Consider the following 23,573-nt stretch of genomic DNA (forward strand, 5'->3'; position numbering starts at 1 on the left):
CGCGTGGGTGTCGACCGACCGGGTCGCCGACGTGACCGTGGGGCGCTCGCGCGTCAGTCCCGCACGACGAGGAACGCGTGGAGAACGGCGAACCCGACCTCGCGGGTCTCGCGGCAGACCTCGGGTTCGCCGACCAGGTCCACCTGACCCGCACCGTCCGCGCGCACGTCGGCCACACCCCGACGGCGATGCTCGCGGACCCGCGAACTGCGGTGCGCTCCCAGCCCGCCTGGCCGATCATGGCCGGATGCCCCGACCGGACCTGTTCTCGTACGAAGGCGCGCTGCGCGTGCTCGGCAGGCACGAGCGGCCGTGGCTGGACAGGGCGGACGTGTTCCTCGGCCTGGGCATCCTGGTCGGCGGCGCGGCCGAGCCGGACGTGCTGAGCCTGGTCGACCCGAAGAACGAGGCGACGGCGTCGGTCCGCAAGGTCCTGGACGGCATCACCGACAGGCTCACGGGCCTGACCGGTGTGCGGCGGCAGGAACTCGTCGCCGCCGCGCACACGATCATCGCGGTGACCTCGGTGTTCGACGCGTTCCGCGACGAGGTCGGGCCTCGGCTCGACCTGCTCGACGTGACGGACCGCGAGAAGTTCCGCTCGCTGGGCGCGGAACCCGGCGGCAAGAAGGAGGTTACCGCCCTCCCCGCCCTGACCTCGCTGGAGGTGCCCGCGCCGGACGCGACCCGTGGTTTCACCGAGAACCTGGAGGGGGGACTCGGCCGGTTCCTCGCCGCGGCGACCGACCTGGTGGCCGACTTCCTGGCCGGCCTGGACGCCTGGGCGTCCCTGTCCGCCGGGCGTGACGGCGGCGAACTGCGCCGCGCCGTGGCGAACGGCAGCCGCGAGCGGTACACCCACCACTACCTGGGCCTGGCCGCCGCGATCCCGGAGTTCCGGATCTGGGCCTTCCTCGGCGAGCACGGCGCGACGCGCACGGCCCTGACTGCGGGCAACGCCCGGCTGGGCGAGGAACTGGCCGGGTTCCGGGCGGAATCGCTGGAGCGCTTCTCCCACCTGCTGTCGCTGACCGCGCCCGGACCGCTCGACCCCGCCCGCTCGTGCCGCGCGAAGCTGGAGGCCGCCGCCGGGGCCGCGCTGGGCAAGCCGCTGCTGCGCGGCGACACCGGCACGTCGTCCCTGGCCGTGTCCTTCCCCACGGTCGAACGCGGGTTCGTCACGCCGGCCTACCGCCTGGTCGTGCACCACGAGGACACCGTGCCCTCCTCGGAGGAGTGGTGGGCCGAGCACACCACCGCGCGCGAGGACCTCGACGCGTTCCTCGCCGCCCACCTGGCCGGGCCGGAGAGCACCACCCGTCCCCTGCTGGTCCTCGGGCACCCCGGCGCGGGCAAGTCCCTGCTGATGGCCGTCCTCGCCGCCCGCCTGCCCGCCCGCGGCTTCACCGTGGTCACCGTGCCGCTGCGCAAGGTCCGCGCCGAGGAGGCCGTGCACAAGCAGATCGAGACCGCCCTGTCCGACCAGCTCGCCGAGCGGGTCGAGTGGGGCCGGCTCGCCGACGAGTGCGCGGACAGCATCCGGGTCGTGCTGCTGGACGGCTTCGACGAGCTGGTGCAGGCCAGCGGCGTCGTCCAGTCCAGGTACGTCGAGCTGGTCCGCGAGTTCCAGGAGCAGCAGGCCGACACCGGTCGCCCCGTCGCCGTCGTCATCACCTCCCGGCCGCTGGTCATGGGCTCGGACCGGGCGGGTGTCCCGCACGGCACGCCGATCGTCAAGCTGGAGGAGTTCGACGACGCGCGCGTCGACCGGTGGCTCGGCGCGTGGCACGAGGCCAACGCCGCGACCCCCGGCCTGCGCCGGCTCGAACCGGCCCAGCTGCTGCGGCACGGCGGCTTCGCGCGGCAGCCGCTGATCCTGCTCATGCTCGTCCTCTACGCCGCGGACCCCGAGAACCCGCCGCTGGACGAGGACCTGTCCCAGGCCCAGCTGTACGAACGCCTGATCACCTCGTTCGTGCGCCGCCAGGCCCGCGACAAGGGGCCCGTGCAGCCGCCGGAGGACCACGTGGCCGCGAAGGCCGAGCAGAGCCGCTGGCAGCTGAGCGTCGCCGCCCTGGCCATGTTCAACCGGGGCCACCAGTACGTCTCCGACGAGGACCTGGCGCACGACCTGGGCGTCTTCGCGCCGGCCGACCCGGTGGAGCGGACCGGCTTCGACACGCCGCTCACCGCCGCCGACCGCGTGGTGGAGGACTTCTTCTTCATCCACTCGGCGAGGATGAACGACGGGGCGGGCGCCGAGGCGGGGGCCGGTCGCCGCACCTACGAGTTCCTGCACGCCACGTTCGGCGAGTACCTCATCGCGGAGGTGACGCTGAACCTGCTGGTGGACGCGGTGGCGGTGCGGTCGCGGGCACCGTCGCGGACCTCGCGGCCCGTGCGGAAGCGGGTCACGGAAGAGGAGGACCTGCTGCTCGCGTTCCTGTCGCACCAAGTACTGGTGAAGCGGAAGCCGGTGCTGGACTTCACGGTCGGCCTGTTCGCCCGGCTGGAGCCGGAAGTGCGCGACGACATCCTAGAATTGTTGAACAATCTTACAAAGGGCGCGCACGAGCAGGCCGAGCGGGGCAGTTACCCGGACTACTCGCCGTCCGGGGCGACCCTGGTGTCACGGGTGGCCACCTACTCGGCGAACCTGATCTGCCTGCGGGTCTTCCTGACCGGGGGTCCGGTGCCGTTGGAGGAGGACCTGGCGGAGTGGCGTGCCACGGTGCGCCTCTGGCAGGCGGGAGTGGACCCGGAGGGCTGGCAAGCCCTCCGCAAGTCCCTCCGGCTCGACCTGCGGGATGGCGTGCACCACCTGGTCCGGCGAGCTGCCTCGGTGCACGCCTCCCCTTACATCGAGGAGGCGCAACTCCTCGGCGACGGCCTGTTGGAAGGCACCAACCGGCTGGGTGATTTCATCGGCCCGGACACCACCGCGCACGCCGACGAGCAGGAGTTGCTGTCCCAACTGGCCGAGTGGCTGATGCTCACCTCGGGGATGGGGGGCGCCCGCCACGTGCTGCCCTACGACCTCGGACTTCTCGAAGAGGTCGTCAACGCGCTCGATACCGGCACGCACTTGAACAGCGGATCATGGGATGCGTTCATCAGGTCGGTGTCCCGGGAGGCGTGGCGCCTTCCCAACAGCCTGGTGGTCCGGGTCGTAGGACACGCGGTCGCACAGCGCCAAGACCTGTTTGAAATCATCTCCGCTCTCTGCGCACACCCCCACCTGTTGGATGACCGGCAGCTTCTGGTCAAAATCATCGGTCAACTCGACGACGCTCCGGATGACGCGCTGCCGAGCCTCATCACAGCTCGACTGGCGCGCACGCGTGTCGGACGTGACCACCTCGGGCTCGACCACCTGATCCGCGCGCTGGAGCAGGTCGCGAGGCACAACGCCGCGATCGGCGTGAACCACGGCTACGCGTCCCCCATGATGATCGACTACCTGGTCGATCCAGCCACGAGTGCTTGGGCGTTCGACGGACCTCTGCTCAGCAGCATGTTCAGGCTGCCGGGCAGCTTCTGGCGACAGATCGCTCCCGTTCAGTTCTTCAAGCTCTTCGAGAGGTTCCGGTGGGCCGATGTGGGTACGCGATCACCCGAGGATCGTTTGATGAAATTCGCCGCCCATTACCTCGAAGCCCAGGGCAAGAACTGCCCGCCCGACCTGCCGTCGGCCACGGAGGTGCTGCGTGAGCTGGCCCTGGAGTCGCGGCCGGCCGGTTGACGGGCGTCAGCCCACGACCCGGCTCGCCAACCGCACCGTCGCCTCCACGAACGCCTGCACCACGGGGCTCGCCGCCTCCGGCATCCAGGCCACCGCGATGCGCAGCGGCTCGACGTCGGTGATCCGCCGCCACGCCAGGTCGGGGTGCGCGTAGTACAGGGCCATCGACTCGGGGCCGATGCACACGGCCGTCCCGGTCGCCACCTGCTCCAGCATCTCCTCGACGTTGTCGTTCTCCGGTCCCCACACGGGTTCGCGGCCGTCGGGGCGCGGGTTGACCGCCCACCAGTCGACCCACTCCTTCGGTGCCTTGCGGGTCCACATGAGCGGTTCGTCGGCCAGGTCGGTGATGCTCACCGACTCCTGGGCGGTGAGGCGGTGGTCCCGGGAGAGGGCCACGTAGCGGTCCTCGGTGGCGACCACGTGGCAGCGCAGGCCGGTCACGTCGGCCGGCAGCCAGACGAACGCCACGTCGACCAGGCCCTGCCGCAGGGCGTCGGGCTCACCGCCCCAGTCGAAGCGCTTCGGGTCGATCGTGACCTCGGGGTGGTGCTCGGCGAACGCCGCCCGCGCCCGCCGGGCCACGCTGCCGCCGCCCGAGGCGACGAAGCCGACGCGCACGACGTTCAGCTCGGCCGCCGCCGCGGAGCGGACCACGCGGGTGGTCTCCTGCCACGCCTCCACGACCTGGCGGGCGAGGGGGAGCATCTCGGTCCCGGCGCCGGTCAGGCGTATCTCGCGGCCGGTGCGGACGAAGAGCTCGGCGCCCAGGTCCTCTTCCAGCTGCCTGATCTGCCTGCTCAACGCGGGTTGCGAGACGTACAGGTCGCGGGCCGCCGCGGTGAAGCTCAGGCGGTCCGCCACGGCCACGAAGTACCGCAGCACCCGCGTGTCCACGTCGAGGGGACTCATGCCCAGAGGGTATGGCCACGGGTATTGGACCGGTGTGAGCGACCACTGGTTGGGTCGACCGGCGAGTTGTCGTGAGACGAGAAGAGGACCAGCGGTGTCGCAGGACCACCCCAACGTGGAGTTGATCCGCCAGTACTACCGGGCCTACGCCTCGGGTGACACGTCGGCGTTGGCGGCGTTCTTCGCCGACGACATCCGGTGGACGATCCCCGGCCGCCACCCGCTGTCCGGGACGAAGTCGGGTCCGGACGAGGTGCTGGAGTTCTTCGGGCAGCTGGCGAAGGCCGGGTTCAAGGCCGACCCGATCTTCCTGGCCGCGGACGGCGACTGGGTGGTCGACCTGCACCGCGGGTGGAGCACCGAGCCGGAGGGCCTGGACATCACCTGGGCGCTGGCGTTCCGCGTCGTGGACGGGAAGATCGTCGAGGCGGTCAACTTCGCGCAGGACCAGCACGCGGCCGACGAGTACTTCGACCACCGCTACGGCTGACCCGCGGGAGTGCGCCGGACGAGGCGTTGCGGTGCCCGGTAGAACCGGTCCCACAGCGCCTCCACCGGGCCGCGCTCGAACCGGCGCGTCCACCACGTCGCGCCCAGCACCAGCAGGGCCGAGACGGACGCCCACACGGCGGCGGTGAACCAGGGGCCGGAGAAGCGCGTCGACAGGCCCAGCGCCCACGGGTAGCACAGCAGCGACGCGATCAGGTTCTGGCCGATGTAGCAGGTCAGCGCGGTGCGGCCGACGGCGCTCAGGCCGGCGCGCAGGGGGCCCTGCTCGGCGCGCATCCGGTTGACCAGCCAGGTGATGCCGCCGAGCAGGCCGAACGACACCAGCGGCGCGCACAGGTAGCGGTCCACGAGGAACCAGGTCGGGCCGGACAGGGCGGTGACCACGTTCAGCGGCACGCCGACGCCCAGGCCCCAGGCCACCAGCCGCCGCTGGAGGCTCAGGCCGCGCTCCGAGTCCTCCAGCGCGCCGGCGCGGAACAGCGCGGCGCCCGCCAGGAACAGCACGGTGCTCAGCGGCAGCACGAAGACGCCCTCGGCGCGGAAGGCGGCGAAGTGCTCGACCCGGTCCTGCACCATGCCCCACCAGCTGTCGAGCGGCAGCGCGGAGCCCGGGTCGGCGGCCTCGGCCCCGCCGTTGAGCAGCAGGCCCAGCGTGAACAGGCCGACGAGCGCCACGTGCAGGACGCCCACGCCGATCATCCAGCGCGTCGCGGTGCGCCGGGCGACGAGGAACGCCACCGCCACCGACACCACCGCGTAGAACGCGAGCACGTCGAACTCGAAGATCAGCAGGTAGTGCAGCAGCCCTTCGACCAGCAGCAGCGCCGAGCGCCACAGGTACCAGCCGGGCCAGCGGCGGCCGTGCCGCACGGCCGACCGGTGCTGGATCGCCAGGCCGATGCCGAACATGATCGACAGCAGGCCGAGGAACTTGCCGTTCGACAGCGCGCGCAGCAGCGCGCCGCCGTCGATGCCGGAGTTGTTCATCATGGTCAGGAACCCGGTCGGTCCGCCGGGGTTGGCGAACACCCACACGTTCGTGCCGAAGGTTCCCAGGATCGCCACCCCGCGCAGGACGTCCAGTGCCGCGATTCGTCCGCTCATACGACGAAAAGTAGGTCGGCGGGCACGGGCGGGGCGTCGGCCGTCGGCGTCGGCGCGGGTCGTACCTTCGGAGGAGTTTCACGGTCCACCCGGTGGACGACAGGGCCGGAAAGCCCCTGTGCGACAACGAGACGGTCACGGCCGGGGCGCTGTGCGGACCTGGCCACGTGAACGTAACCAGGCGCGCCGGCCACGCAACACGCGGTTCCTAGCTTCGGCGGTTCCACCAGCCGAAAGGAGCCGCCGGTGCGTCCCACGAACGTCCAGCGCAGAAGTCTCCAGCGCGGTCTGATCGCCCTCCTGCTGCCCGTCCTGCTCACCACGGCCTGCGTCGACGAGCCGGGCCGGGACGGGCAGGCGGCCGGTGACGGGATCAAGGTCGGCGTCCTGCACTCCCTCAGCGGCACGATGGCGATCAGCGAGGTGACCGTCCGCGACGCCGAGCTGCTGGCGATCGAGGAGATCAACGCCGCGGGTGGCGTCCTGGGCGAGAAGCTGGTCCCGGTGACCGAGGACGGCGCGTCCGACTGGCCCACGTTCGCGGAGAAGGCGCAGAAGCTCATCTCGCAGGACCGGGTGGCCGCGGTGTTCGGCGGGTGGACCTCCGCCAGCCGCAAGGCGATGCTCCCGGTGTTCGAGCGCAACAAGGCGCTGCTGTGGTACCCGGTGCAGTACGAGGGCCTGGAGAGCTCGCCCTACATCTTCTACACCGGCGCGACGACGAACCAGCAGATCGTGCCCGCGCTGGACTACCTGGCGGCGCAGGGCAGGAAGCGGATGTTCCTGGTCGGCAGCGACTACGTGTTCCCGCGCACCGCCAACAAGATCATCAAGGCGTACGCGGCGGCCAAGGGCATCGAGGTGCTCGGCGAGGAGTACACGCCGCTGGGGCACACGGAGTACTCCACGCTGGTCAACAAGATCGCCGACGCCGAGCCGGACGCGGTCTTCAACACCCTCAACGGCGACAGCAACGTGGCGTTCTTCAAGCAGCTGCGCGGGTCCGGCATCACGCCCGACACCACGCCGGTCGTGTCGGTGAGCGTCGCCGAGGAGGAGGTCAGGGGCATCGGCCCGGAGAACGTCGCGGGCCACCTCGTCGCGTGGAACTACTACCAGACCACGGCGACCCCGGCGAACGAGGCGTTCGTCAAGGCGTTCAAGGCGAAGTACGGCGCGGACAAGGTGACCTCCGACCCGATGGAGGCCGGCTACAACGCCGTGCACCTGTGGGCGGCGGCGGTGAAGAAGGCCGGCACCACCGAGGTCGAGGCGGTGCGCAAGGCCGCCGGCGGCATCTCGATCGAGGCGCCCGAGGGCACCACCACCATCGACGGCGACAACCAGCACGTGGCCAAGACCGCGCGCATCGGCGTCGTGCGGCCGGACGGGCAGATCGAGGAGGTGTGGGCGTCCGACGCGCCGATCGAACCGGACCCCTACCTCAAGGGCTACGACTGGGCCGGCGGCCTGGGCTGAGGGGGGACGCGTGGAGGCACTGGCCAACCAGCTCCCCATCGGGCTGGGCATCGCCGCCGTGCTGCTGCTCATCGCCCTGGGCCTGACGTTCACGTTCGGCCAGATGGGCGTGATCAACATGGCGCACGGCGAGTTCATCATGGCGGGCGCGTACACCGCGTACCTGCTCCAGGGGCTCACGTCGCAGTCGTTCCTCCTCGCGCTCCCGGTGGCCTTCGCCGTCGCCGGGCTGATGGGGCTGCTGCTGGAGTGGTCGCTGATCAGGAGGTTCTACGGCAGGCCGCTGGACACGCTGCTGCTCACGTGGGGCGTCAGCCTCGTCCTCCAGCAACTGGCCCGCGACCTGTTCGGCGCGCCCAACGTGCAGGTCACCGCGCCGGCCTGGCTGGTCGGCGGCGCCGACGTGCTGGGCGTGCGGCTGCCGTGGAACAGGGTCTTCACCATCGCGCTGGCGGCGCTGTGCGTGGTGGCGGTGTGGTTCTACCTGACCAGGCTGCCGCAGGGGCGGCGGATGCGGGCGGTGGTGCAGGACAGGGAGCTGGCCGCGTACAGCGGCATCGCCACCGGGCGGGTCGACCGGTTCACGTTCCTGCTCGGCTCCGGCCTGGCCGGGGTCGCGGGCGTCGCGCTGACGCTCGTCGGACCGGTCGGGCCGAGCCTGGGCACGTTCTACATAGTCGACGCGTTCCTGGTCGTCGTGGCGGGCGGGCTCGGGCAGCTGCGGGGCGCGGTGCTGGCCGCCGTCGCGCTCGGTTTCCTGAACAGCTACCTGGAGTTCTGGACCGACGCAAGCCTGGCCAAGGTGCTGGTGCTGGTGGCGGTCATCGCGTTCCTCCAGGTCCGGCCGCAGGGCATGTTCGTGCTGCGCGGGAGGACGCTGGTATGACGTGGGGACGGGTCTCACTGGTCGTGTGCGTCGCGCTGCTGGCGCTGGCGCCGTTCACGCTCTCGCCGTTCCGCCTCGGGCTGCTCGCGAAGTACCTGTGCTTCGCGATCGTCGCGGTCGGCATCGCGCTGGCCTGGGGCCAGGGCGGGATGCTCGTGCTCGGGCAGGGCGTGTTCTTCGGCCTCGGCGGCTACGCCATGGCGATGCACCTCAAGCTCCAGGAGGCCGGGTCCGCCGGGCTGCCGGACTTCATGGTGTGGAGCGGGGTCGAGGAGCTGCCCGCGCTGTGGGCGCCGTTCGCCAACCCGGTGTTCGCGCTGGCCGCCGTCGTGCTGGTGCCGGGGCTGGTGGCGTTCCTGCTGGGGCTGCTGGTGTTCCGGCAGCGGGTGCGCGGCGCGTACTTCGCGATCCTGTCGCAGGCGCTGGCCGCCGCGTTCGTCATCCTGCTGGTCGGGCAGCAGGGCCTGACCGGCGGCACCAACGGGATGACGAACTTCACCGGTTTCTTCGCCCTGGACCTGACCGACCCGAACGGGCAGCGCGCCGTGTACGCGATCACCGCCGCCGTGCTCGGCGCGGTGTTCCTGCTGGCGAAGCTGCTGGTGCGCAGCCGGTTCGGCCGGCTGCTGGTGGCCGTGCGCGACGGCGAGGACCGGGTGCGGTTCCTCGGCTACGACCCGGCCGTGGTCAAGACGATCACGTTCACCGCCTCGGCGGTGGTGGCCGGCATCGCGGGCGCGCTGTTCGTGCCGGTGGTGGGCATCATCTCCCCCGCGCTGCTCGGCGTCGTGCCGTCGCTGGAGCTGCTGATCGGCGTCGCGGTCGGCGGGCGGTTCGTGCTGGCCGGGGCCATCGCGGGCGCCATCGCCGTCAACTACGCCAAGACGGTGTTCAGCGAGGACTTCGCCGAGGGCTGGCTGTACCTCCAGGGCGGGCTGTTCGTGCTCGTCCTGGTGTTCGCGCCGAAGGGCCTGGCCGGGGTCGTCGGGTCGGTGCGCGACCGGTTCCGGCGCTCGCCCGGGACGACCCGGCCCCGCGAGGAGGTGGTCGTGTGACGGCCCTGCTGGAGGTGCGCGGGCTGCGCGTGGTGTTCGACGGGTTCGCCGCGGTCGACGGGCTGGACCTCACCGTCGAGGAGGGCGAGCTGCGGTTCCTCATCGGCCCCAACGGCGCGGGCAAGACCACGCTGATCGACGTCGTCACCGGGCTCACCAAACCCGCGGCGGGCAGCGTGCGGTTCGGCGGCGAGGAGCTGGTGGGGCGGCGCGAGCACCAGGTCGTGCGGATGGGCGTGGGCCGCACGTTCCAGACCGCCGCCGTGTTCGAGGAGCTGACCGTGGTGGAGAACCTGGACCTCGCGGGCAGCTTCCGGATGCCGCTGCGGTCGCTGCTCAAGCGGCGGCGGGGCGTGTCGGACGAGGTGGCCGAGGCGCTGGGGGCGACCGGCCTGACCGCGTTGGCCGACAAGCCCGCCGGGGTGCTGTCGCACGGGCAGCGGCAGTGGCTGGAGATCGGGATGCTGCTCGTGCAGCGGCCGAGGCTGCTGCTGCTCGACGAACCCGTGGCGGGCATGAGCAGGTCGGAGCGGGAGCGCACCGGCGAGCTGCTGAACCGGATCGCCGCGACGCACACCGTCGTCGTGGTGGAGCACGACATGGAGTTCCTGCGCCGGTACGCGCGGCGCGTGACCGTGCTGCACCAGGGTCGCGTGCTGCGCGAGGGCTCGGTGGCCGAGGTGCGGGACGACCCCGAGGTGCGCGCGGTGTACCTCGGGCGGGCCAAGGGGGAGGCGGTGACGTGATGCTCTCGGTGTCCGGTGTGGACGTCGCCTACGGGCGGGCGCGGGTGCTGTTCGGCGTGGGGCTGGAGGTGCCTGCCGGGTCGCTGGTGTGCGTGATGGGCCGCAACGGCGTGGGCAAGACGACGCTGCTCAAGACCGTCATGGGCACGCTGGCGCCCTCGGCGGGCCGGGTCGAGCTGGACGGCGAGGACGTCACGCGCCTGCCCACGCACCAGCGGGTGCGCCGGGGCGTGGCGTGCGTGCCGCAGGGGCACGTGTCGTTCCCGCAGCTCACGGTGTGGGAGAACCTCCAGGTGACGCTGGAGGCGACCGCGCACCGCGACCCGGGGGCCGTGGACGACGCGCTGGCCGTGTTCCCGGCGCTCAAGCAGTTCTTCAAGCGCCCCGCCGGGTTCCTGTCCGGCGGTCAGCGGCAGCAGCTCGCCATCGCGCGGGCGCTGGTCACCCGGCCCCGCCTGCTGCTGCTCGACGAGCCGACCGAGGGCGTGCAGCCCAACGTGATCGACGAGATCGAGGCCGCGATCGAGCGGCTGCACCGCGAGGCCGGGATGACCGTGCTGCTGGTGGAGCAGTACCTCGACTTCGCGCTGCGGCTGGCGGACGGGTTCGTGGTGCTGGACGCGGGCGAGGTCGTGCGCGCCGGCACCGCCGCCGAGCTGCACGACGAGGAGGTGCGGCGGATGCTGGCCGTGTAGCGCGCGCCGGGGGTGCCGGACGCGGGCGGCGGCCGGCGCGGTCGGTCAGCGCGGGCGGCGGGCCGTGGCGCTCCCGGCGGCGGCGCCCATGCCCAGGATCAGCAGGAGCGCGACCAGCCCCCACCGGCGCTGGTCGCGCACCGTGTTGTCCTCCACGGCGACCGCGCCGCCGTGCCGCTCCGGCATCCGCACGGTGGTGGGCCGGGGTGGCGTGGGCGTGGGTCCGGCCGTCGTGGCGGGCGGGGGCGGGACGGGCGTGGTCGCGGGCGGCGGGGAACCCGGCCGCGGGGAACCGGGGGGCGGGGAACCGGGGGGCGGCGGCACGACGGGTTGCGGTCCCGGTGGCGGGACGGTGGTGGTCGGCGCGGGTCCGGGGATCGGCCCGGGACCGGGGGTCGGTCCCGGGGTCGGTTCCGGCGTGGGGTCGGGCGGGTCCACGGCGGGCGGCGGCACGAACAGGCAGCCGGACGAGTCGATGGTCCGCAGCGTCTGCCGCGACGAGATCTCGGTGACCACGCCCGAGCCGTCCAGCGCCACCCGGTAGAGGGTGCTGCGGCCGTCGTGCCGGTTGTTCGTGGCGTACAGGGAGCCGTCCGGGCTCAGCGTCACCGCGCCGTAGCCGTGGCCGCCGGGCAGGTGGCCGACGCCGGGGACCTTGCGCACCCGGCCGCTGTCCGGGTCGATCGTGACCACGACGCCGTGGCCGTACCAGTGGGTCGCCACCCCGTAGAGCAGGCCGTCCGCGGCGTTGAGGTCGAAGTCGTCGACCGTGACCGCGGCGGCGGGCCACATCACCGCCTCGTGCACGACCTTCCCGAACCGGGGGCCGGGCGTGATGCCCACCGAGAACAGCGCGTGCCCGACGCGCACCACGAGCCGCTCGCCGACCACGGCGCCCGCCTTCGCGTGCCGCAGCAGGGGCGAGGGGCGCGACGGCGTGCCGACGAGGCGGCCGGAGCGGTCGAGGGCGACCAGCCTGCCGTCGTCGTCCACGCCGTACACGAGGTTCTGCGCGTGGGAGTAGCCGATCGCGTTGAGCCGGCGGTCGAGCACGCCCAGGCCGGTCGTGGTGCCCTCGGGGAACGTCACCTGGAGCACCGAGGACGGGCCGTGGTTCGCCTCCACCTGGATGGTGGTGCAGGCGACCTGGGCGAGGAGCTCGATCATTCGAACCGCGCCACAGCGGCCTGGAACGCCTCCGGGGTCACGTCCGCGCCGCCGGCGAACGGGTTCTGGAGCTGGTAGGTGGCGTAGAGCAGCAGCGTGAGCGTGGCCGCCAGGGTGCAGGTGATGATGATGTGCGTGCGCATCTTCCGGCCGCTGCCGAACAGCAGGGGCAGGAACACGGCGAGGACCGTGCCGATGCCCAGCACGAACCACATGACCGCGCTGACCCCGCCGCTCGCCGCGTCCAGGCGCTCCTGCCGGGCCTGGTAGACCTCCCACAGCTGGTTGGCCGCCTCGGTCTTGCGGTCGGCGCGCCACGAGTCGTCCGCGGGGGCGTCGGCGACGACCTTGCGCAGCCGGTCGAGCTGGTCCCAGCCGGTGCTCGACGCCTCCTCGCCCTCGCGCATGGCGGGCCACTCGTCGTTGATCACCGTGATGGAGTAGGCGCGCGAGAGGGACCGGACCTCGTCGCCGATCTCGGGCGAGAGGGCCTCGCCCGCCCAGGTGGCGGCGACCAGGCCGTCCGCCTCGCGGTAGGAGGCCTCCTCGGCGTCCGCGACCGTGTCGAACAGGGCGATGAGGATGAACGCCACCAGCACCGCGTGCAGGCCGGCGACGATCGTGAAGACGTTGCCGGACGCCTCGTTGTTGGCGTCGCGGGCCTCGTCGTCGTCGACGCCGTACTTGCGGATCAGGAAGGCGAGCAGTGCCGTGACGACGACCGCGCCACCCACCCACAGCAGACCTGTGAGGTAGATGCTCATGTACGCCCTCTCGCATTCCGGAACGCTTTCCACAGGTGCGCCAATTCCACGCTACGAAACGTAGTGATCAGTTCACAGCGCGGACAAGGCCGTTCATCCTTGTGCTGCCCAACACCAGACGGTCAGGTGACGACGTCGGACTACGTCACCCGGACGGGTGTGATTGGTCCGCAGGAATGCGGACAGAAGCATCCGGTCGGACCACCGGGTTACATCGTTGGGGTCATCCTCGTCACCACTGAGGGTGCCCGGCGGACAAGCGAACAATGCTCGCGGAATCCGCGGGGCCTCCTCCCCCATCATGCGCGCTCACCCCGCGAACAACAGCGCGAGTCCCCCGGACGTGTACCCCACCATCAGCACGAGCAGCGGCACCTGGCCGGTGAGGTGCCGCTGCACCGGCAGCAGCCGCAGCGCCCGGTCGTGCGCGGACACCACGGCCAGCAGGTGCCCGGCCAGCACCGCGCCCACCTGCACCGACGCCACCACGACGGGCGCGGCGAGCGCGGTGGCCGGGGTGAAGCCCCCCGCGCCGACGAGCAGCGCGACCGCGCGCTGCCCCTCCACGACGAGCAGCGAGAAGTAGTGCGCCACCACGTAGCCGGCGACGATCGGCACGAGCGAGTGCGCCAGCTCCCCGCCGAACGCCCGGCAGGCCAGCAGGTAGCTGCCCGCGACCAGGCCGACCGCCGCCACCAGCCCGAGCGCGTCGGGCACGCCGAGCCGCTCCCACTCCGGGGCCGAGCCCAGGCCGTCGAACGCGGTCGAGCCCAGCAGCACCGCGACCACGGCCACCAGCCCGGGGCGCACGGGCGTGGCGGCGAGCGCGCGGAACGGGTTGCCGCGCAGCGGGGACAACCCGCCCAGCAGCGTGGAGAACACCTCGAACCCGTCGGCGCGCTCGAACCAGGCGCGGCCGAACGCGAAGCCGCCGGCCAGGTTCACCGCCGCGTGCGCGACGAGGAACCACGGCAGGGCGCGCGGTTCGACCAGCTCGACCCAGGTGAACACGAGCAGGCCGAGCGCGGCGGGCCAGTGCCCGAGCCGTTCGGGGTAGGGGCGGTCGCGGGTCACGAGCAGGACCAGGCGCAGCGGGTTGAGCACCCTCCACACCGGACCCACCAGCGCCGACAGCACCGGCACGCCGACCCACAGCAGCACGAACACCAGGTGCGGCCACGCCGCCGCGGGCACGAACAGCAGGCCGACCGCCACCAGCGCCCGCACCGGCCACCACGCGCGGCCCGGTCCCGGTTCGGCGGGCGCGGGTCCACCGGGCCCGGGTTCGGCGGGCGTGAACCTCGGCGACGTCCACAGCAGGCCGAGCGCGAGGAACGAGGCGAGCAGCGCGACCGCCGCGCCCTGGAGCACCAGGTCCAGGGGCAGCGGCAGGTCGTGCCGCGCGCCGACGCCGTGGGCGAGCGCGGTCACCGCACCACCAGCTGCACCAGCAGCGTGTCGGGGTGGGCCTCCACGTCGTACGTGCCGGGTTCGTCCACGGTGAACTCCAGCCGGGCGTCCTTCCCCTTCTCCGCCTTGGCGAGCACGTCGACGCCGTGCACGTGCACGTCCACCGGCTCGTCGCTGGTGACGGTCAGCTCCACGGCCTGCCCGCGCACCGCCTCCACCCGCCGCGGTGACGCCCGGTCGACGGACAGCTCCAGCACCAGCGGCGCGGACGGCGCGGCCGGCGCCGCCGGCTCGGGGGCGCACCCCGCGAGGACCGACAGGGACAGCGAGGACAACAGGGACAGCAGCAGGACGCGGGTCACCGGGCCGTCTCCCTTCTCATGTGGTCGAAACCGCCCGCCGCGAGCCCGAGGCCGCCGCCGAGCACCAGTGCCACCAGCAGCCGGTCCAGGTCGGCCGGACCCGCGAACGGCAGCTGGGAGAAGCGGAAGCTGTCGAGGTCGGGAAGGCCCGCCACCACGAGCATCGCGCCGACCACGGCGGCCACGAACGCGGTGGCGGGCCTGCGCCGCACCGCCGCCACGACGGCGAGCACCGCGAGCGGCCACGCCACCAGCCCGACGCCGCTCGCGCCGAGCAGCAGGGGCGCGAAGGACCCGCCGGTGACCGCGAGGGTCGAGCCGACGGCGTGCCACGCGTGCGCGCCGGTCACCACGACGACGCCCGCCGCGAGCAGGTGCCGCCGCCTGCCCAGCGCCCAGCCGCCGACCGCGAGCGCCAGGCAGGCGAGCAGCCACCACACCGGGTTCGGCCCGGGTTCGGTGTCGACCCGGCCGCGGATGGCGGACGCGCCGATCGGGACCTCCCAGGTCGGGGCGGTCGTGCGCTCGTCGCGGAACCGGTGCGTCTCCCCCGGCCGCACCACGTGCCCGGCGACCTCGACCGGCGCGCCGCCGCCGTTGTGGACCTCCAGCTGCGTGCCGTGGTTGACGGTGCGGGCGGTGACGCCGGGCAGCGGCGGGTCGATCGCGGTGACCCGGCTCAGGTGGTCCTGCGGGGTCAGGCCGCCCGCGTGGGCGTGCGCCGGGGTGGCGGTGGCGAGCAGCAGCGCGACGACGAGGAGGACGGGCCTCACCGCCGCGACGGGACCAGCACGACGGCCATCAGCAGGCCGTGCAGCGCGGCCACGATCGGCGCTCCGGTCCACATCTCGGTGATGGTCGGCACCGACCCGTGGGAGATCGCCGCGGCCGCGAAGTACAGCGCCCACGTGGTGAACGCGGCCAGCGCGGCGAAGAGGCGGTACTCGCGGAGCCGGTCCTCGGCGGGCCGCAGCCGGACCAGCAGCACGTCGACCACCAGGCCCGCGAGCACGAACCCGACTGCGGTGCTCAGGTTCTCGTAGTTCGCGACGGCCGTGCTGAGCGACATCACGACGACCGCCAGCAGCGTGGCCGTGCCGAACGGCAGCCGGAACCGGCGGGCCGCCAGCAGCAGCGGCAGCAGCAGGACCAGGTTGGTGACCAGGATCGAGGCGGCGAGCCGGTTCGCGGGGCCCGAGCCGCCGTCGGCCTTGTCGAACGAGAAGGCCTCGACGACCCGCTCGGCCGAGTAGACGGTGGCGTCGGCGTACTGGGCGAACAGCAGCACCAGCGACGCGGTGAACGCCAGCGCCAGCGCGGCGGGCAGGAAGCGGGTGAACGTCGGCGCGACCAGGTCCCGGTCGGCCCACGCGGTGCGCAGCGGCGTCGTCAGGATCATGATCATGGAGGAGATGAGGCCCAGGTGCGTCGGGCTGAACAGGATGTCGATGCCCTGCTCGATGCCGAGGAACGTGTGCCACAGGTAGTCGCCCGCGCCGCAGACCGCGAAGATCGGCAGCGCCACCACCGCCGGCCCGTACCCCACCGGGACCGCGGCGAGCCCTCGCGCCCCGGCCTGGTGGTTGCGCCACACCACCCAGCAGATCCACGCACCGGTCGCCGCGAACCCCGAGTAGAACACCGCGTGCCACGGCGTGAAGAAGGACTCCAGCTCGGGCACGTTCGAGTGCGCCCAGGCGTCGAGGAACAGGCCGGCCGAGAACCAGGTCCCCAGCAGCACCGTGATCAGGTCCGTGCGGTAGTCCGCGCGCGGACGCGCCCCCACCGGCGCTTCGACTGTCAGCATGGCCCCAGCCTCGCGCGCGCCGGCGGGTGCGCGGAATCGTGCCACCACCACCCCGTGGTGCGGTTTCCCGCACCACGTCACGCGTTCAGGTACCTCAGGACGGCCAGCACGCGCCGGTGGTCGTGCGGGCTCGCGGTCAGGTCCAGCTTGGTGAAGATGCTGGTGCAGTGCTTCTCCACGGTCCGCTCGGCGATGAACAGCCGCTGCGCGATGGCCTGGTTCGTGCGGCCCTCCGCCATGAGCGCCAGCACTGCGCGCTCGCGGTCGGTGAGCCGGCCCTCGCTGTCGTCGCGGCGGCGCACCAGCAGCCTGCCCACCACCGCCGGGTCGAACGCCGAGCCGCCCGCCCCGACGCGCCGGACCGCCGCGGTGAACTCGGCCAGGTCCGACACCCGGTCCTTGAGCAGGTAGCCGACGCCGTCCGCGCCCGCGTCCAGCAGTTCGGCGGCGTAGCTGACCCGGACGTACTGGGACAGCACCAGCACGCCGGTCGCCGGGTGCCGACGGCGCAGCGCCAGGGCGGCGCGCAACCCCTCGTCGGTGTGCGTCGGCGGCATCCTGATGTCCACCACGGCCACGTCCGGCCGGTGCCGGTCGACCTCGGCGAGCAGCGCGGGCGCGTCCTCGACGGCCGCCACGACCTCGAACCCCGCCTCGGCGAGCAGCCTCGTCAGGCCCTCGCGCAGCAGCGTCGAGTCCTCCGCGATCACGACCCGCACGGCAGCACCACCCGCACGCTCGTGCCGGCGTCGACCTCGCTGACCACCCTCATCGTCCCCCCGTTCGCCTCGACCCGGTCGCCCAGGCCGCGCAGCCCCGTGCCCCCGCCCGGGTCCGCCCCGCCGCGCCCGTCGTCGTCCACGCGCACCTCCAGCAGCCCGCCGGTCACGGTGATCGCCACCGTCGTGCGGGACGCCTCGGCGTGCTTGGCGACGTTCGCCAGCGCCTCGGCCACCACGTAGTAGGCCGTCGTCTCCACCTGCGGCGGCACGTCGTCCGGCAGGTCCAGCACCAGCTCCGGCCTGGGGTCGGCCCACGCGGTCAGCTCGCGCACCGCGCCGTGCAGGCCCCGTTCGGTCAGCACCGGCGGGTGGATGCCGTGGCACACCGCGCGCACGTCGTCGATCGTCGCGAGGACCGCCTGCTTCGCCTCGGCGGCCAGCTCCCGGCTCCGGTCCGGCGGCACGGTCTCCGCCAGGCCGAGCGTCATCGCCGCGCTGAGCAGCCGCTGCTGCACGCCGTCGTGCAGGTCGCGCTCCAGCCGCCGCCGCTCGTCCTCGCCCGCCATGACGAGCCGCGCGCGGGACTCGGCGAGCTGCCGCACCTTCGCGCGCAGCTCCGCGGTGAGCCGCTCGTTCTCCAGCGCCAGGCCGAGGGCGGCGCACGCGGCGTCCACCAGTTCCACGTCCAGCCCAGGGTCGTGCAGCACGACCGCGACCGGCGTGCCGCCCCGGTCGACCCTGGTGTGCGCGCCGTCCGGCGCGACCGGCCGCCCGCCGGCGTCGACGTACCGCTCCTGCCCGGCCACCCAGTAGGCGACCCGCAGGCCCGGGTCGGACAGGGCGGCGGCCAGCGCCTCCTGCACGTCGGCGTGCCTGCTGTCGCCGCTGAGCCGCACCACCAGGTCGGCCACGCCGCCGCGGTCCACGCGCCGCCGCAGCAGGCCCGCCAGGTAGGCGAGGGGGATGCCGCCGAGCGCGAGGATCAGCGCCACGACGGGCGGGTCCAGGCCGGCGCGCTCGACGGGTTCCCACATCGCGAACACGACGACGGCCACGACGCTCGCACCCAGCACGGCGGTGAGCGTGCGGCGCTGGGCCAGGCTGCTCACCGTCCAGCGGTGCACCTGGAGGGCCAGCATGCAGAAGCCGATGACGGCGGTCGCCTGCACCTCCCAGTCCAGCAGCGCCGCTCCCCACGGGAGGTCCGCGCAGTAGTGGAGGGCGACGGTGAGCGCGACCGCCTCGGCGTACCCGGCGGCGACCACGACCCGGCGGGGGACGGTGCGCAGCCGTCCGGTGGGGAACGCGACGACCGCGTGGCCCAGGACGGCGGGCCAGACCTTCGCCGCCAGCAGCACGGGCAGCGGGCCGGTGACGACCGTCGCGTAGTCCAGCGCCCAGCACACGCCGATGAGGACCAGGAGCACGCCGATCCGGTTGCGCGGCTGCACCCGGCGGCTGATGACACCGGCGACCACGTAGACCGCGCCCACCGCGATGATCGCGGACTGCAGCAGCATGGTGCCAACGTAGCGGCGGGCGGGGGTGGCGCGCCGCCGTTCGCCACCGCTCGCCGCCGTTCGCCATTCGCCACCGCTCGCCGCCGTTCGCCATTCGCCGCCGCTCGCGGCGGGTCGTCCGGGCGTCAGCGCGGGGCCAGTTCCACCTCGATGGTGTTGCCCGGCCCGGAGGTGAGGGCGCTGATCAGGGGGGTCAGCGGTCCGCAGCCCTTGAGCGGGGGCAGGGTGTAGGTGCCCGTCAGCGTGCCGCCCGCGAGCGGGTCGAAGCCGGGTCCCGACTCCAGCGGGATCGACGCCGGGGTCGTGGTCCCGCAGTTCCGGCCGGTGCTGACCGGGATGCCCAGCACCGAGACGTGCGGCAGTGTCACCGTCGCGGTGGAGGTGGACCTCAGCACGCCGCCGGTCAGGGTGCCGGTGGTCCTGGCCGCCTGCACGAACTCGATCTTCACCTTCACCGGTACGAACCGGAAGAGGGTGAACCTGCCGGTGGTCGGGTCGAGGCGCAGGTCGGCGTCGAACGCGCCGGTGGACAGGTCGAGCGCCGCGTCGATGCCGCCTTTCAGCGCGACGGAGCCGCCGGCCGCCTTGATCCCCGTGGTGCCGGAGAGCCCGTAGCCGTAGCGGACGACCGGCGGACCGGCGTCCGGCTTGGTGCGCACGACCACCGCCGCACTGGCACCGGACCGGTTCCCCGCCGCGTCCACCGCCACCACCGAGAACGAGTACCCGGTGTCGGCGGTCAGCCCTTCGATCGTCGCCGTCGTGCCTGGGACAGTCGCCATTAAGGTAGAATTGTTGAACAATTCATACGTTGACACGGCGACGTTGTCGGACGAGGCGTCCCAGGCCAGGTCGACGGTGGTCTGGGTCTGCGCGGTCGAGCGCAGGGCGCTCGGCGTGCTGGGCGCCTGGGTGTCGGGCGCGTCCGCGGTGCGGGCGGTGACCTCGGCGCCGGCCGCCGAACGGTTGCCGGCCGCGTCCTTCGCCACCACCGTGAAGGTGTACTCGGTGCCGGCGGCGAGGCCGTCGACCACCGCCGAGGTGCCCTCGACGCTCTTCGCGAACACGGTCCCGCGGTAGACGTCGTACCCGGTGACGCCGACGTCGTCGGTCGACGCGACCCAGGCGAGGGTCACGCTGGACTGGGTCGCGCCGGACGCGGTGAGACCGGTCGGCGTGGACGGACCCTCGGTGTCCGGCGCGGTCTCGGTGCGCGCGGTGACGGGCGCGCCGGCCGCCGAGCGGTTGCCCGCCGCGTCCAGCGCCACGACGGTGAACGTGTACTCGGCGTCCGGCGCCAGGCCCTCCGCCGTCGCCGCGGTGCTCGCGGTGGTCGTTATCAGTGTGGAATTGTTGAACAATTCGTATGTTGACACGCCGATGTTGTCGGACGAGGCATCCCACGCCAGGCCGATGCTCGACGCCGAGGCGCCGGTGGACCGGAGGTTGGCCGGGGTGCTCGGGCTTTCGGTGTCGGGTGCGGCGGGTGTACGCACCACCGCCGGCGCGCTCGCGGCGGACCGGTTGCCCGCCGCGTCGACCGCGACGACCGCGAAGGTGTACTCGGTGTCCGCGCTCAGGCCGGTGACGGTCGCGGTGGTGTCGGTGACGGTGGTGACCAATGTGGAATTGTTGAACAATTCATAGGCGGTCACGCCGGTGTTGTCGCTTGCCGCCGACCAGCTCAGGGTGGCGCCGGTCTGGGTGACGGCGGTCGCGGTGAGGTTCGCCGGCGTGGTGGGCGCTTGGGTGTCGGGCACGGCTTTGGTGCGGGCGGTGACCGGGGCGCTGGGTGTCGAGCGGTTGCCCGCCGCGTCCAGCGCGACCACGGTGAAGGTGTATTCGGTGTCCGCCGCCAGGCCGTCCACCGTGGTCGAGGTGCCGGTGACGGTGGTGACCAATGTGGAATTGTTGAACAATTCGTAGGCGGTGACGCCGATGTTGTCCGTGGCCGCGGTCCAGGACAGGGGCACGCTGGTCTGCGTGGTGTCCCCGGCGGTCAGGCCGGACGGCGCGGAGGGCACCTCGGTGTCGGCGGCGGGCGTGACGGTGAAGGTGTGCAGGACCGTGCGCTGGCCGGCGGTCGGCGTGCAGTCCGCGACGAACGTGCCGAGGCCCGTGGGCGTGCCGTCCGCCCTGAGCGGGGTCAGGGTGAGCACGAGGTCGTGCACCGAGACCGTCGCGGTGCCCGGCTGGTCGAACCGGAGCGCGGGCGCCGACCCGGCGGCGTCGACGATCAGGTCGCCGCTGAGCGGGATCGGCTGGTTCGGCACACCCGTCGCCACCGCCACGGCCAGGTGCCCCTGCGGCGCGTCGACGAGCGAGGCCGCCACCGCCGTGCCCTGGATGGTCTCCGCGCCCACCAGCCGCAACCCCTGCGTCGAGGTCGGCCCGGCGTTGGACACCGCGGTGATCCCGATCGGCGGCGTGAACGCGCCCACCGGGATCTCGGCCGGCAACGCGTCGGTGTCGATGTCGACGGTGACGGCCTGGTTCCCGATCAGCGGGAACGGGCAGGTGTAGGTCTGCCGCAGCGGCGGCGTGGAGCCGACCCCGGCGGGCGTCTCGGGCGCGACCGCCGCACCGGTGACCTCGTACGCCTGGAGCACGGTGTCCTGTCCCGCGGCCGGGGTGCAGTCGGCGACGAACGTGCCGAGCTCGGTCGGGGTGCCGTCGGCCCGCAGCGGGGTCATCTCCAGCACCAGGTCGGTCACCTCGACGGTGGCCGTGCCGGGCTCGTCGAACCGCAGGCCCGGCGCGCTGCCCACGGCGTCGAGCACGAGGTCGTTCCCGACCGCCGGGATGGGCTGCTCGGGCACGTCGGTGGTGACCCGCACGGCCTGCGTGCCCTGGCCGCCGGGCGAGGTGACCTCCGACGTGGCGCGGGCGAAGCCCCGGATGGTCTCCGCGCCCACCAGCCGCAGGGCCTGGGTGGAGGTCGCCCCGGCGTTGGACACCGCGGTGATGTCGAGGGCGGGCGTGAACGTCCCCGCGGCGATCGACGCGGGCTGGTTCGCGACCGCGATCTCGACGGTGACGTCCTGCGGGCCGATCAGGGGCAGCGGGCAGGCGTAGGTCTGGGTCAGCTCACCCGGCGCGGCGGAGCCGGTGCCCGTGCCGGTCACGAGGCCGGCGACGACCGCGGCGGCGGTGGCGACCGCGCCGAGCCCCGTCAGCCGGCGGGCTTGTCTTCTGCGTCTCACGGGAACGTCCTCCCTGACGCCGGGGGCACGTCAGAAAAATAGGGGGCAGGGCGAGAGCGGGTCGCGGAATTACCGCACAGGGGAAATTAACCACGTCGCAGCAGGCGCGCAAGGGTGCGGCATGAACGGTGTGGAACAACGGTCGAAATTGTCAATTATGGATAATCGCAACGTCCGCCACCTGCACCGATGAGACAGTCGAGGTCGATCGGAGCGGAGATGTACGCAATTGGTTGTTGTCAAAGGCAAGCGCTTTCCTGGACAACACTTCGTATGCGCCTGACAAAACCGGTCGGACGTCGCCGGTCGGACGTCGCCGGTCAGACGTCGATGACGCGCACGCTCACGGTGTAGCCGGTGTCCGCGCCCTCGACCTCGCGGTAGGAGACCTGCTTGAGCTGGTGCCCGTACCGGAACAGCCACACCGACGCGAGGTCGGCCAGGTGCGGCAGCCCGCCGCGGGACGCCTTGTCCTGGAGCACCGCGCCGACGCCGCCGAGCGCGGTGGGCGCGTCCGCGGGCCGCGTGCCGGGGCCGACCCGGACCTCCAGGTCGAGCGCGACGGCCTTGCCCGGCTCGGGCGTGAAGCCCTGCTTGGTGATCGCGCCGCGCGCGGCTTCCAGCAGCACGCGCACCCGGTCGACGTGGGGGTGGCCGGCACCGAGCAGGGACAGCGCCTCGCTGCGAGTGGGCGGCGGTCCGGCGACCGAGAACGACACCGCGCGCACCGGCTCGTCGGGCGGCACCGGGTTGCGGCCGTGCCGGCGGCAGAACGCGATCATCGCGTTGTCGAGGACCTTCGTGCGGCTGGTCCGCCAGCCGCGCCCGGTCACGTACTGCTGCGGGTTGGCCTGGCGGGCGAGCGCGGCGAACCGGTTGTGCACCCAGCGGTAGGTGCGCTGCTGGTTGTACTGCCAGTCCGGGGCGTGCAGCCGGAAGAACGAGCCGGTCCAGTCCCGGTCCAGCGGGACGACCAGGTCGGGCAGCACGTGGTGCAGCGTCTTGGTGCCCGCGACCAGCTTCGACTTGTTGACCACGACGCCGAGCCCCTCGACCACCCGCCAGACGCGGTCGGCGACGTCCTCGGGCGCGTCGCGGTCGTCGATCGCGTACCGCTCCAGCGCGAGGATGTCGGGCTTGGCGACCTGGAGGGCCTCGAAGAACTCCGACGGGGACACCAGCCGCGAGCCGCGCGTGCCGATCTTCCAGGCGACCAGGGTGCGGTGCAGGGAGGCGACGAACGCCAGGTCGTCGAGCGCGGCCTCGGCGCCGCCCGCCGCCCGGCGCAGCGCGATGGCGTCCCGGTGGGCCTTGGCCTGGGCGCTGGTGAACGGGGTCGCCGCGTCGTAGGCGTCCACGTACCCGGTGAACCCCGCGGCGAGCCGCCGCAGCCGGTCCTCGACCTCGGTCCTGCGCTCCATCGGCCCCACCCTTCGCCGTGCGATCGGTGGGTACATCGCAGCCGGACGGCCGACTGTTGCGCCGCCGG

19 protein-coding genes are annotated in these 23,573 nt (G+C 72.9%); 7 read left to right on the plus strand and 12 right to left on the minus strand.

Annotated features, from left to right (window positions below; genetic code table 11):
- Nucleotides 1-247: 247 nt before the first annotated feature.
- Nucleotides 248-3,742, plus strand: coding sequence for an NACHT domain-containing protein (locus ACR807_RS31825; protein WP_438925164.1), 3,495 nt, complete (start codon nt 248-250; stop codon nt 3,740-3,742).
- Between the two features lie 6 nt (nt 3,743-3,748).
- Here ACR807_RS31825 and ACR807_RS31830 read toward each other — a convergent pair whose 3' ends face one another.
- Entirely contained in the window at nt 3,749-4,654 is a 906-nt protein-coding gene (locus tag ACR807_RS31830; protein WP_438925165.1) for a LysR family transcriptional regulator, read from the minus strand.
- A 94-nt stretch (nt 4,655-4,748) separates the two neighbouring features.
- Here ACR807_RS31830 and ACR807_RS31835 point away from each other — a divergent pair, with 94 nt between their 5' ends.
- On the plus strand, nt 4,749-5,144 hold the full coding sequence (locus ACR807_RS31835) for a nuclear transport factor 2 family protein (protein ID WP_438925166.1): 396 nt from the start codon (nt 4,749-4,751) through the stop codon (nt 5,142-5,144).
- On the opposite strand, the gene ACR807_RS31840 is transcribed toward ACR807_RS31835, so the two are convergent.
- Nucleotides 5,135-6,268: a DUF418 domain-containing protein gene (locus ACR807_RS31840; protein ID WP_438925167.1), complete on the minus strand. Its 1,134-nt coding sequence runs from the start codon at nt 6,266-6,268 to the stop codon at nt 5,135-5,137. The two genes, ACR807_RS31835 and ACR807_RS31840, sit on opposite strands and share 10 nt — an antisense overlap.
- Nucleotides 6,269-6,514: 246 nt before the next feature.
- On the opposite strand from ACR807_RS31840, the gene urtA reads away from it, so the two are divergent.
- The 5 genes from urtA to urtE are packed head-to-tail and all read left to right on the plus strand — an operon-like array spanning nt 6,515 to nt 11,129.
- Complete coding sequence (gene urtA, locus ACR807_RS31845) at nt 6,515-7,747, plus strand: urea ABC transporter substrate-binding protein (protein ID WP_438925168.1); 1,233 nt, start codon at nt 6,515-6,517, stop codon at nt 7,745-7,747.
- 10 nt (nt 7,748-7,757) lie between these two features.
- Nucleotides 7,758-8,633, plus strand: a complete 876-nt coding sequence (urtB, locus tag ACR807_RS31850; protein ID WP_438925169.1) for an urea ABC transporter permease subunit UrtB — start codon at nt 7,758-7,760, stop codon at nt 8,631-8,633.
- A complete protein-coding gene (gene urtC, locus ACR807_RS31855) occupies nt 8,630-9,688 on the plus strand; it encodes an urea ABC transporter permease subunit UrtC (protein ID WP_438925170.1) in 1,059 nt (352 codons plus the stop codon). The genes urtB and urtC overlap by 4 nt, the downstream gene beginning before the upstream one ends.
- Nucleotides 9,685-10,434 carry an urea ABC transporter ATP-binding protein UrtD gene (gene urtD / locus ACR807_RS31860; protein WP_438925171.1) on the plus strand — a complete coding sequence of 250 codons (750 nt, stop codon included), beginning with the start codon at nt 9,685-9,687 and terminating at the stop codon, nt 10,432-10,434. The genes urtC and urtD overlap by 4 nt, the downstream gene beginning before the upstream one ends.
- Nucleotides 10,434-11,129, plus strand: coding sequence for an urea ABC transporter ATP-binding subunit UrtE (gene urtE / locus ACR807_RS31865; RefSeq protein ID WP_438925182.1), 696 nt, complete (start codon nt 10,434-10,436; stop codon nt 11,127-11,129). Before urtD ends, urtE begins: the two co-directional genes overlap by 1 nt.
- 45 nt (nt 11,130-11,174) lie before the next feature.
- On the opposite strand, the gene ACR807_RS31870 is transcribed toward urtE, so the two are convergent.
- The 10 genes from ACR807_RS31870 to ACR807_RS31915 all read right to left on the minus strand — a co-directional run bounded on the left by ACR807_RS31870 (nt 11,175) and on the right by ACR807_RS31915 (nt 23,505).
- Nucleotides 11,175-12,296, minus strand: a complete 1,122-nt coding sequence (locus tag ACR807_RS31870; protein WP_438925172.1) for a DUF6923 family protein — start codon at nt 12,294-12,296, stop codon at nt 11,175-11,177.
- The gene (locus tag ACR807_RS31875; protein WP_438925173.1) at nt 12,293-13,060 is read right to left on the minus strand and encodes a bestrophin-like domain; all 768 of its coding nucleotides are present in this window, start codon (nt 13,058-13,060) and stop codon (nt 12,293-12,295) included. The genes ACR807_RS31870 and ACR807_RS31875 overlap by 4 nt, the downstream gene beginning before the upstream one ends.
- Nucleotides 13,061-13,369: 309 nt before the next feature.
- Nucleotides 13,370-14,491, minus strand: a complete 1,122-nt coding sequence (locus tag ACR807_RS31880; protein WP_438925174.1) for a hypothetical protein — start codon at nt 14,489-14,491, stop codon at nt 13,370-13,372.
- A complete protein-coding gene (locus tag ACR807_RS31885) occupies nt 14,488-14,832 on the minus strand; it encodes a hypothetical protein (RefSeq protein WP_438925175.1) in 345 nt (114 codons plus the stop codon). The genes ACR807_RS31880 and ACR807_RS31885 overlap by 4 nt, the downstream gene beginning before the upstream one ends.
- Nucleotides 14,829-15,605, minus strand: a complete 777-nt coding sequence (locus ACR807_RS31890; protein WP_438925176.1) for a hypothetical protein — start codon at nt 15,603-15,605, stop codon at nt 14,829-14,831. Before ACR807_RS31890 ends, ACR807_RS31885 begins: the two co-directional genes overlap by 4 nt.
- The gene (locus ACR807_RS31895; RefSeq protein WP_438925177.1) at nt 15,602-16,639 is read right to left on the minus strand and encodes a hypothetical protein; all 1,038 of its coding nucleotides are present in this window, start codon (nt 16,637-16,639) and stop codon (nt 15,602-15,604) included. The genes ACR807_RS31890 and ACR807_RS31895 overlap by 4 nt, the downstream gene beginning before the upstream one ends.
- Nucleotides 16,640-16,716: 77 nt before the next feature.
- On the minus strand, nt 16,717-17,358 hold the full coding sequence (locus ACR807_RS31900) for a response regulator transcription factor (RefSeq protein ID WP_438925178.1): 642 nt from the start codon (nt 17,356-17,358) through the stop codon (nt 16,717-16,719).
- Complete coding sequence (locus ACR807_RS31905) at nt 17,346-18,881, minus strand: sensor histidine kinase (protein WP_438925179.1); 1,536 nt, start codon at nt 18,879-18,881, stop codon at nt 17,346-17,348. Before ACR807_RS31905 ends, ACR807_RS31900 begins: the two co-directional genes overlap by 13 nt.
- Before the next feature lie 125 nt (nt 18,882-19,006).
- Nucleotides 19,007-22,084 (minus strand): fibronectin type III domain-containing protein, encoded by a 3,078-nt coding sequence (locus ACR807_RS31910; protein WP_438925180.1) that lies wholly within the window; start codon nt 22,082-22,084, stop codon nt 19,007-19,009.
- A gap of 320 nt (nt 22,085-22,404) precedes the next feature.
- Nucleotides 22,405-23,505 carry a hypothetical protein gene (locus ACR807_RS31915; protein ID WP_438925181.1) on the minus strand — a complete coding sequence of 367 codons (1,101 nt, stop codon included), beginning with the start codon at nt 23,503-23,505 and terminating at the stop codon, nt 22,405-22,407.
- Nucleotides 23,506-23,573 lie beyond the last annotated feature (68 nt).

The sequence above is a fragment of the Saccharothrix sabaoui genome, assembly GCF_051756985.1.
Lineage (GTDB): Bacteria > Actinomycetota > Actinomycetes > Mycobacteriales > Pseudonocardiaceae > Actinosynnema.

What these genes read in the sequence shown, in the direction of transcription:
- ACR807_RS31825 (WP_438925164.1), top strand. Translation starts at nt 248, where the DNA reads ATGCCCCGACCGGACCTGTTCTCGTACGAAGGCGCGCTGCGCGTGCTC.
- ACR807_RS31830 (WP_438925165.1), bottom strand. Translation starts at nt 4,654, where the DNA reads ATGAGTCCCCTCGACGTGGACACGCGGGTGCTGCGGTACTTCGTGGCC.
- ACR807_RS31840 (WP_438925167.1), bottom strand. Translation starts at nt 6,268, where the DNA reads ATGAGCGGACGAATCGCGGCACTGGACGTCCTGCGCGGGGTGGCGATC.
- urtC (WP_438925170.1), top strand. Translation starts at nt 8,630, where the DNA reads ATGACGTGGGGACGGGTCTCACTGGTCGTGTGCGTCGCGCTGCTGGCG.
- urtE (WP_438925182.1), top strand. Translation starts at nt 10,434, where the DNA reads ATGCTCTCGGTGTCCGGTGTGGACGTCGCCTACGGGCGGGCGCGGGTG.
- ACR807_RS31870 (WP_438925172.1), bottom strand. Translation starts at nt 12,296, where the DNA reads ATGATCGAGCTCCTCGCCCAGGTCGCCTGCACCACCATCCAGGTGGAG.
- ACR807_RS31875 (WP_438925173.1), bottom strand. Translation starts at nt 13,060, where the DNA reads ATGAGCATCTACCTCACAGGTCTGCTGTGGGTGGGTGGCGCGGTCGTC.
- ACR807_RS31895 (WP_438925177.1), bottom strand. Translation starts at nt 16,639, where the DNA reads ATGCTGACAGTCGAAGCGCCGGTGGGGGCGCGTCCGCGCGCGGACTAC.
- ACR807_RS31905 (WP_438925179.1), bottom strand. Translation starts at nt 18,881, where the DNA reads ATGCTGCTGCAGTCCGCGATCATCGCGGTGGGCGCGGTCTACGTGGTC.
- ACR807_RS31915 (WP_438925181.1), bottom strand. Translation starts at nt 23,505, where the DNA reads ATGGAGCGCAGGACCGAGGTCGAGGACCGGCTGCGGCGGCTCGCCGCG.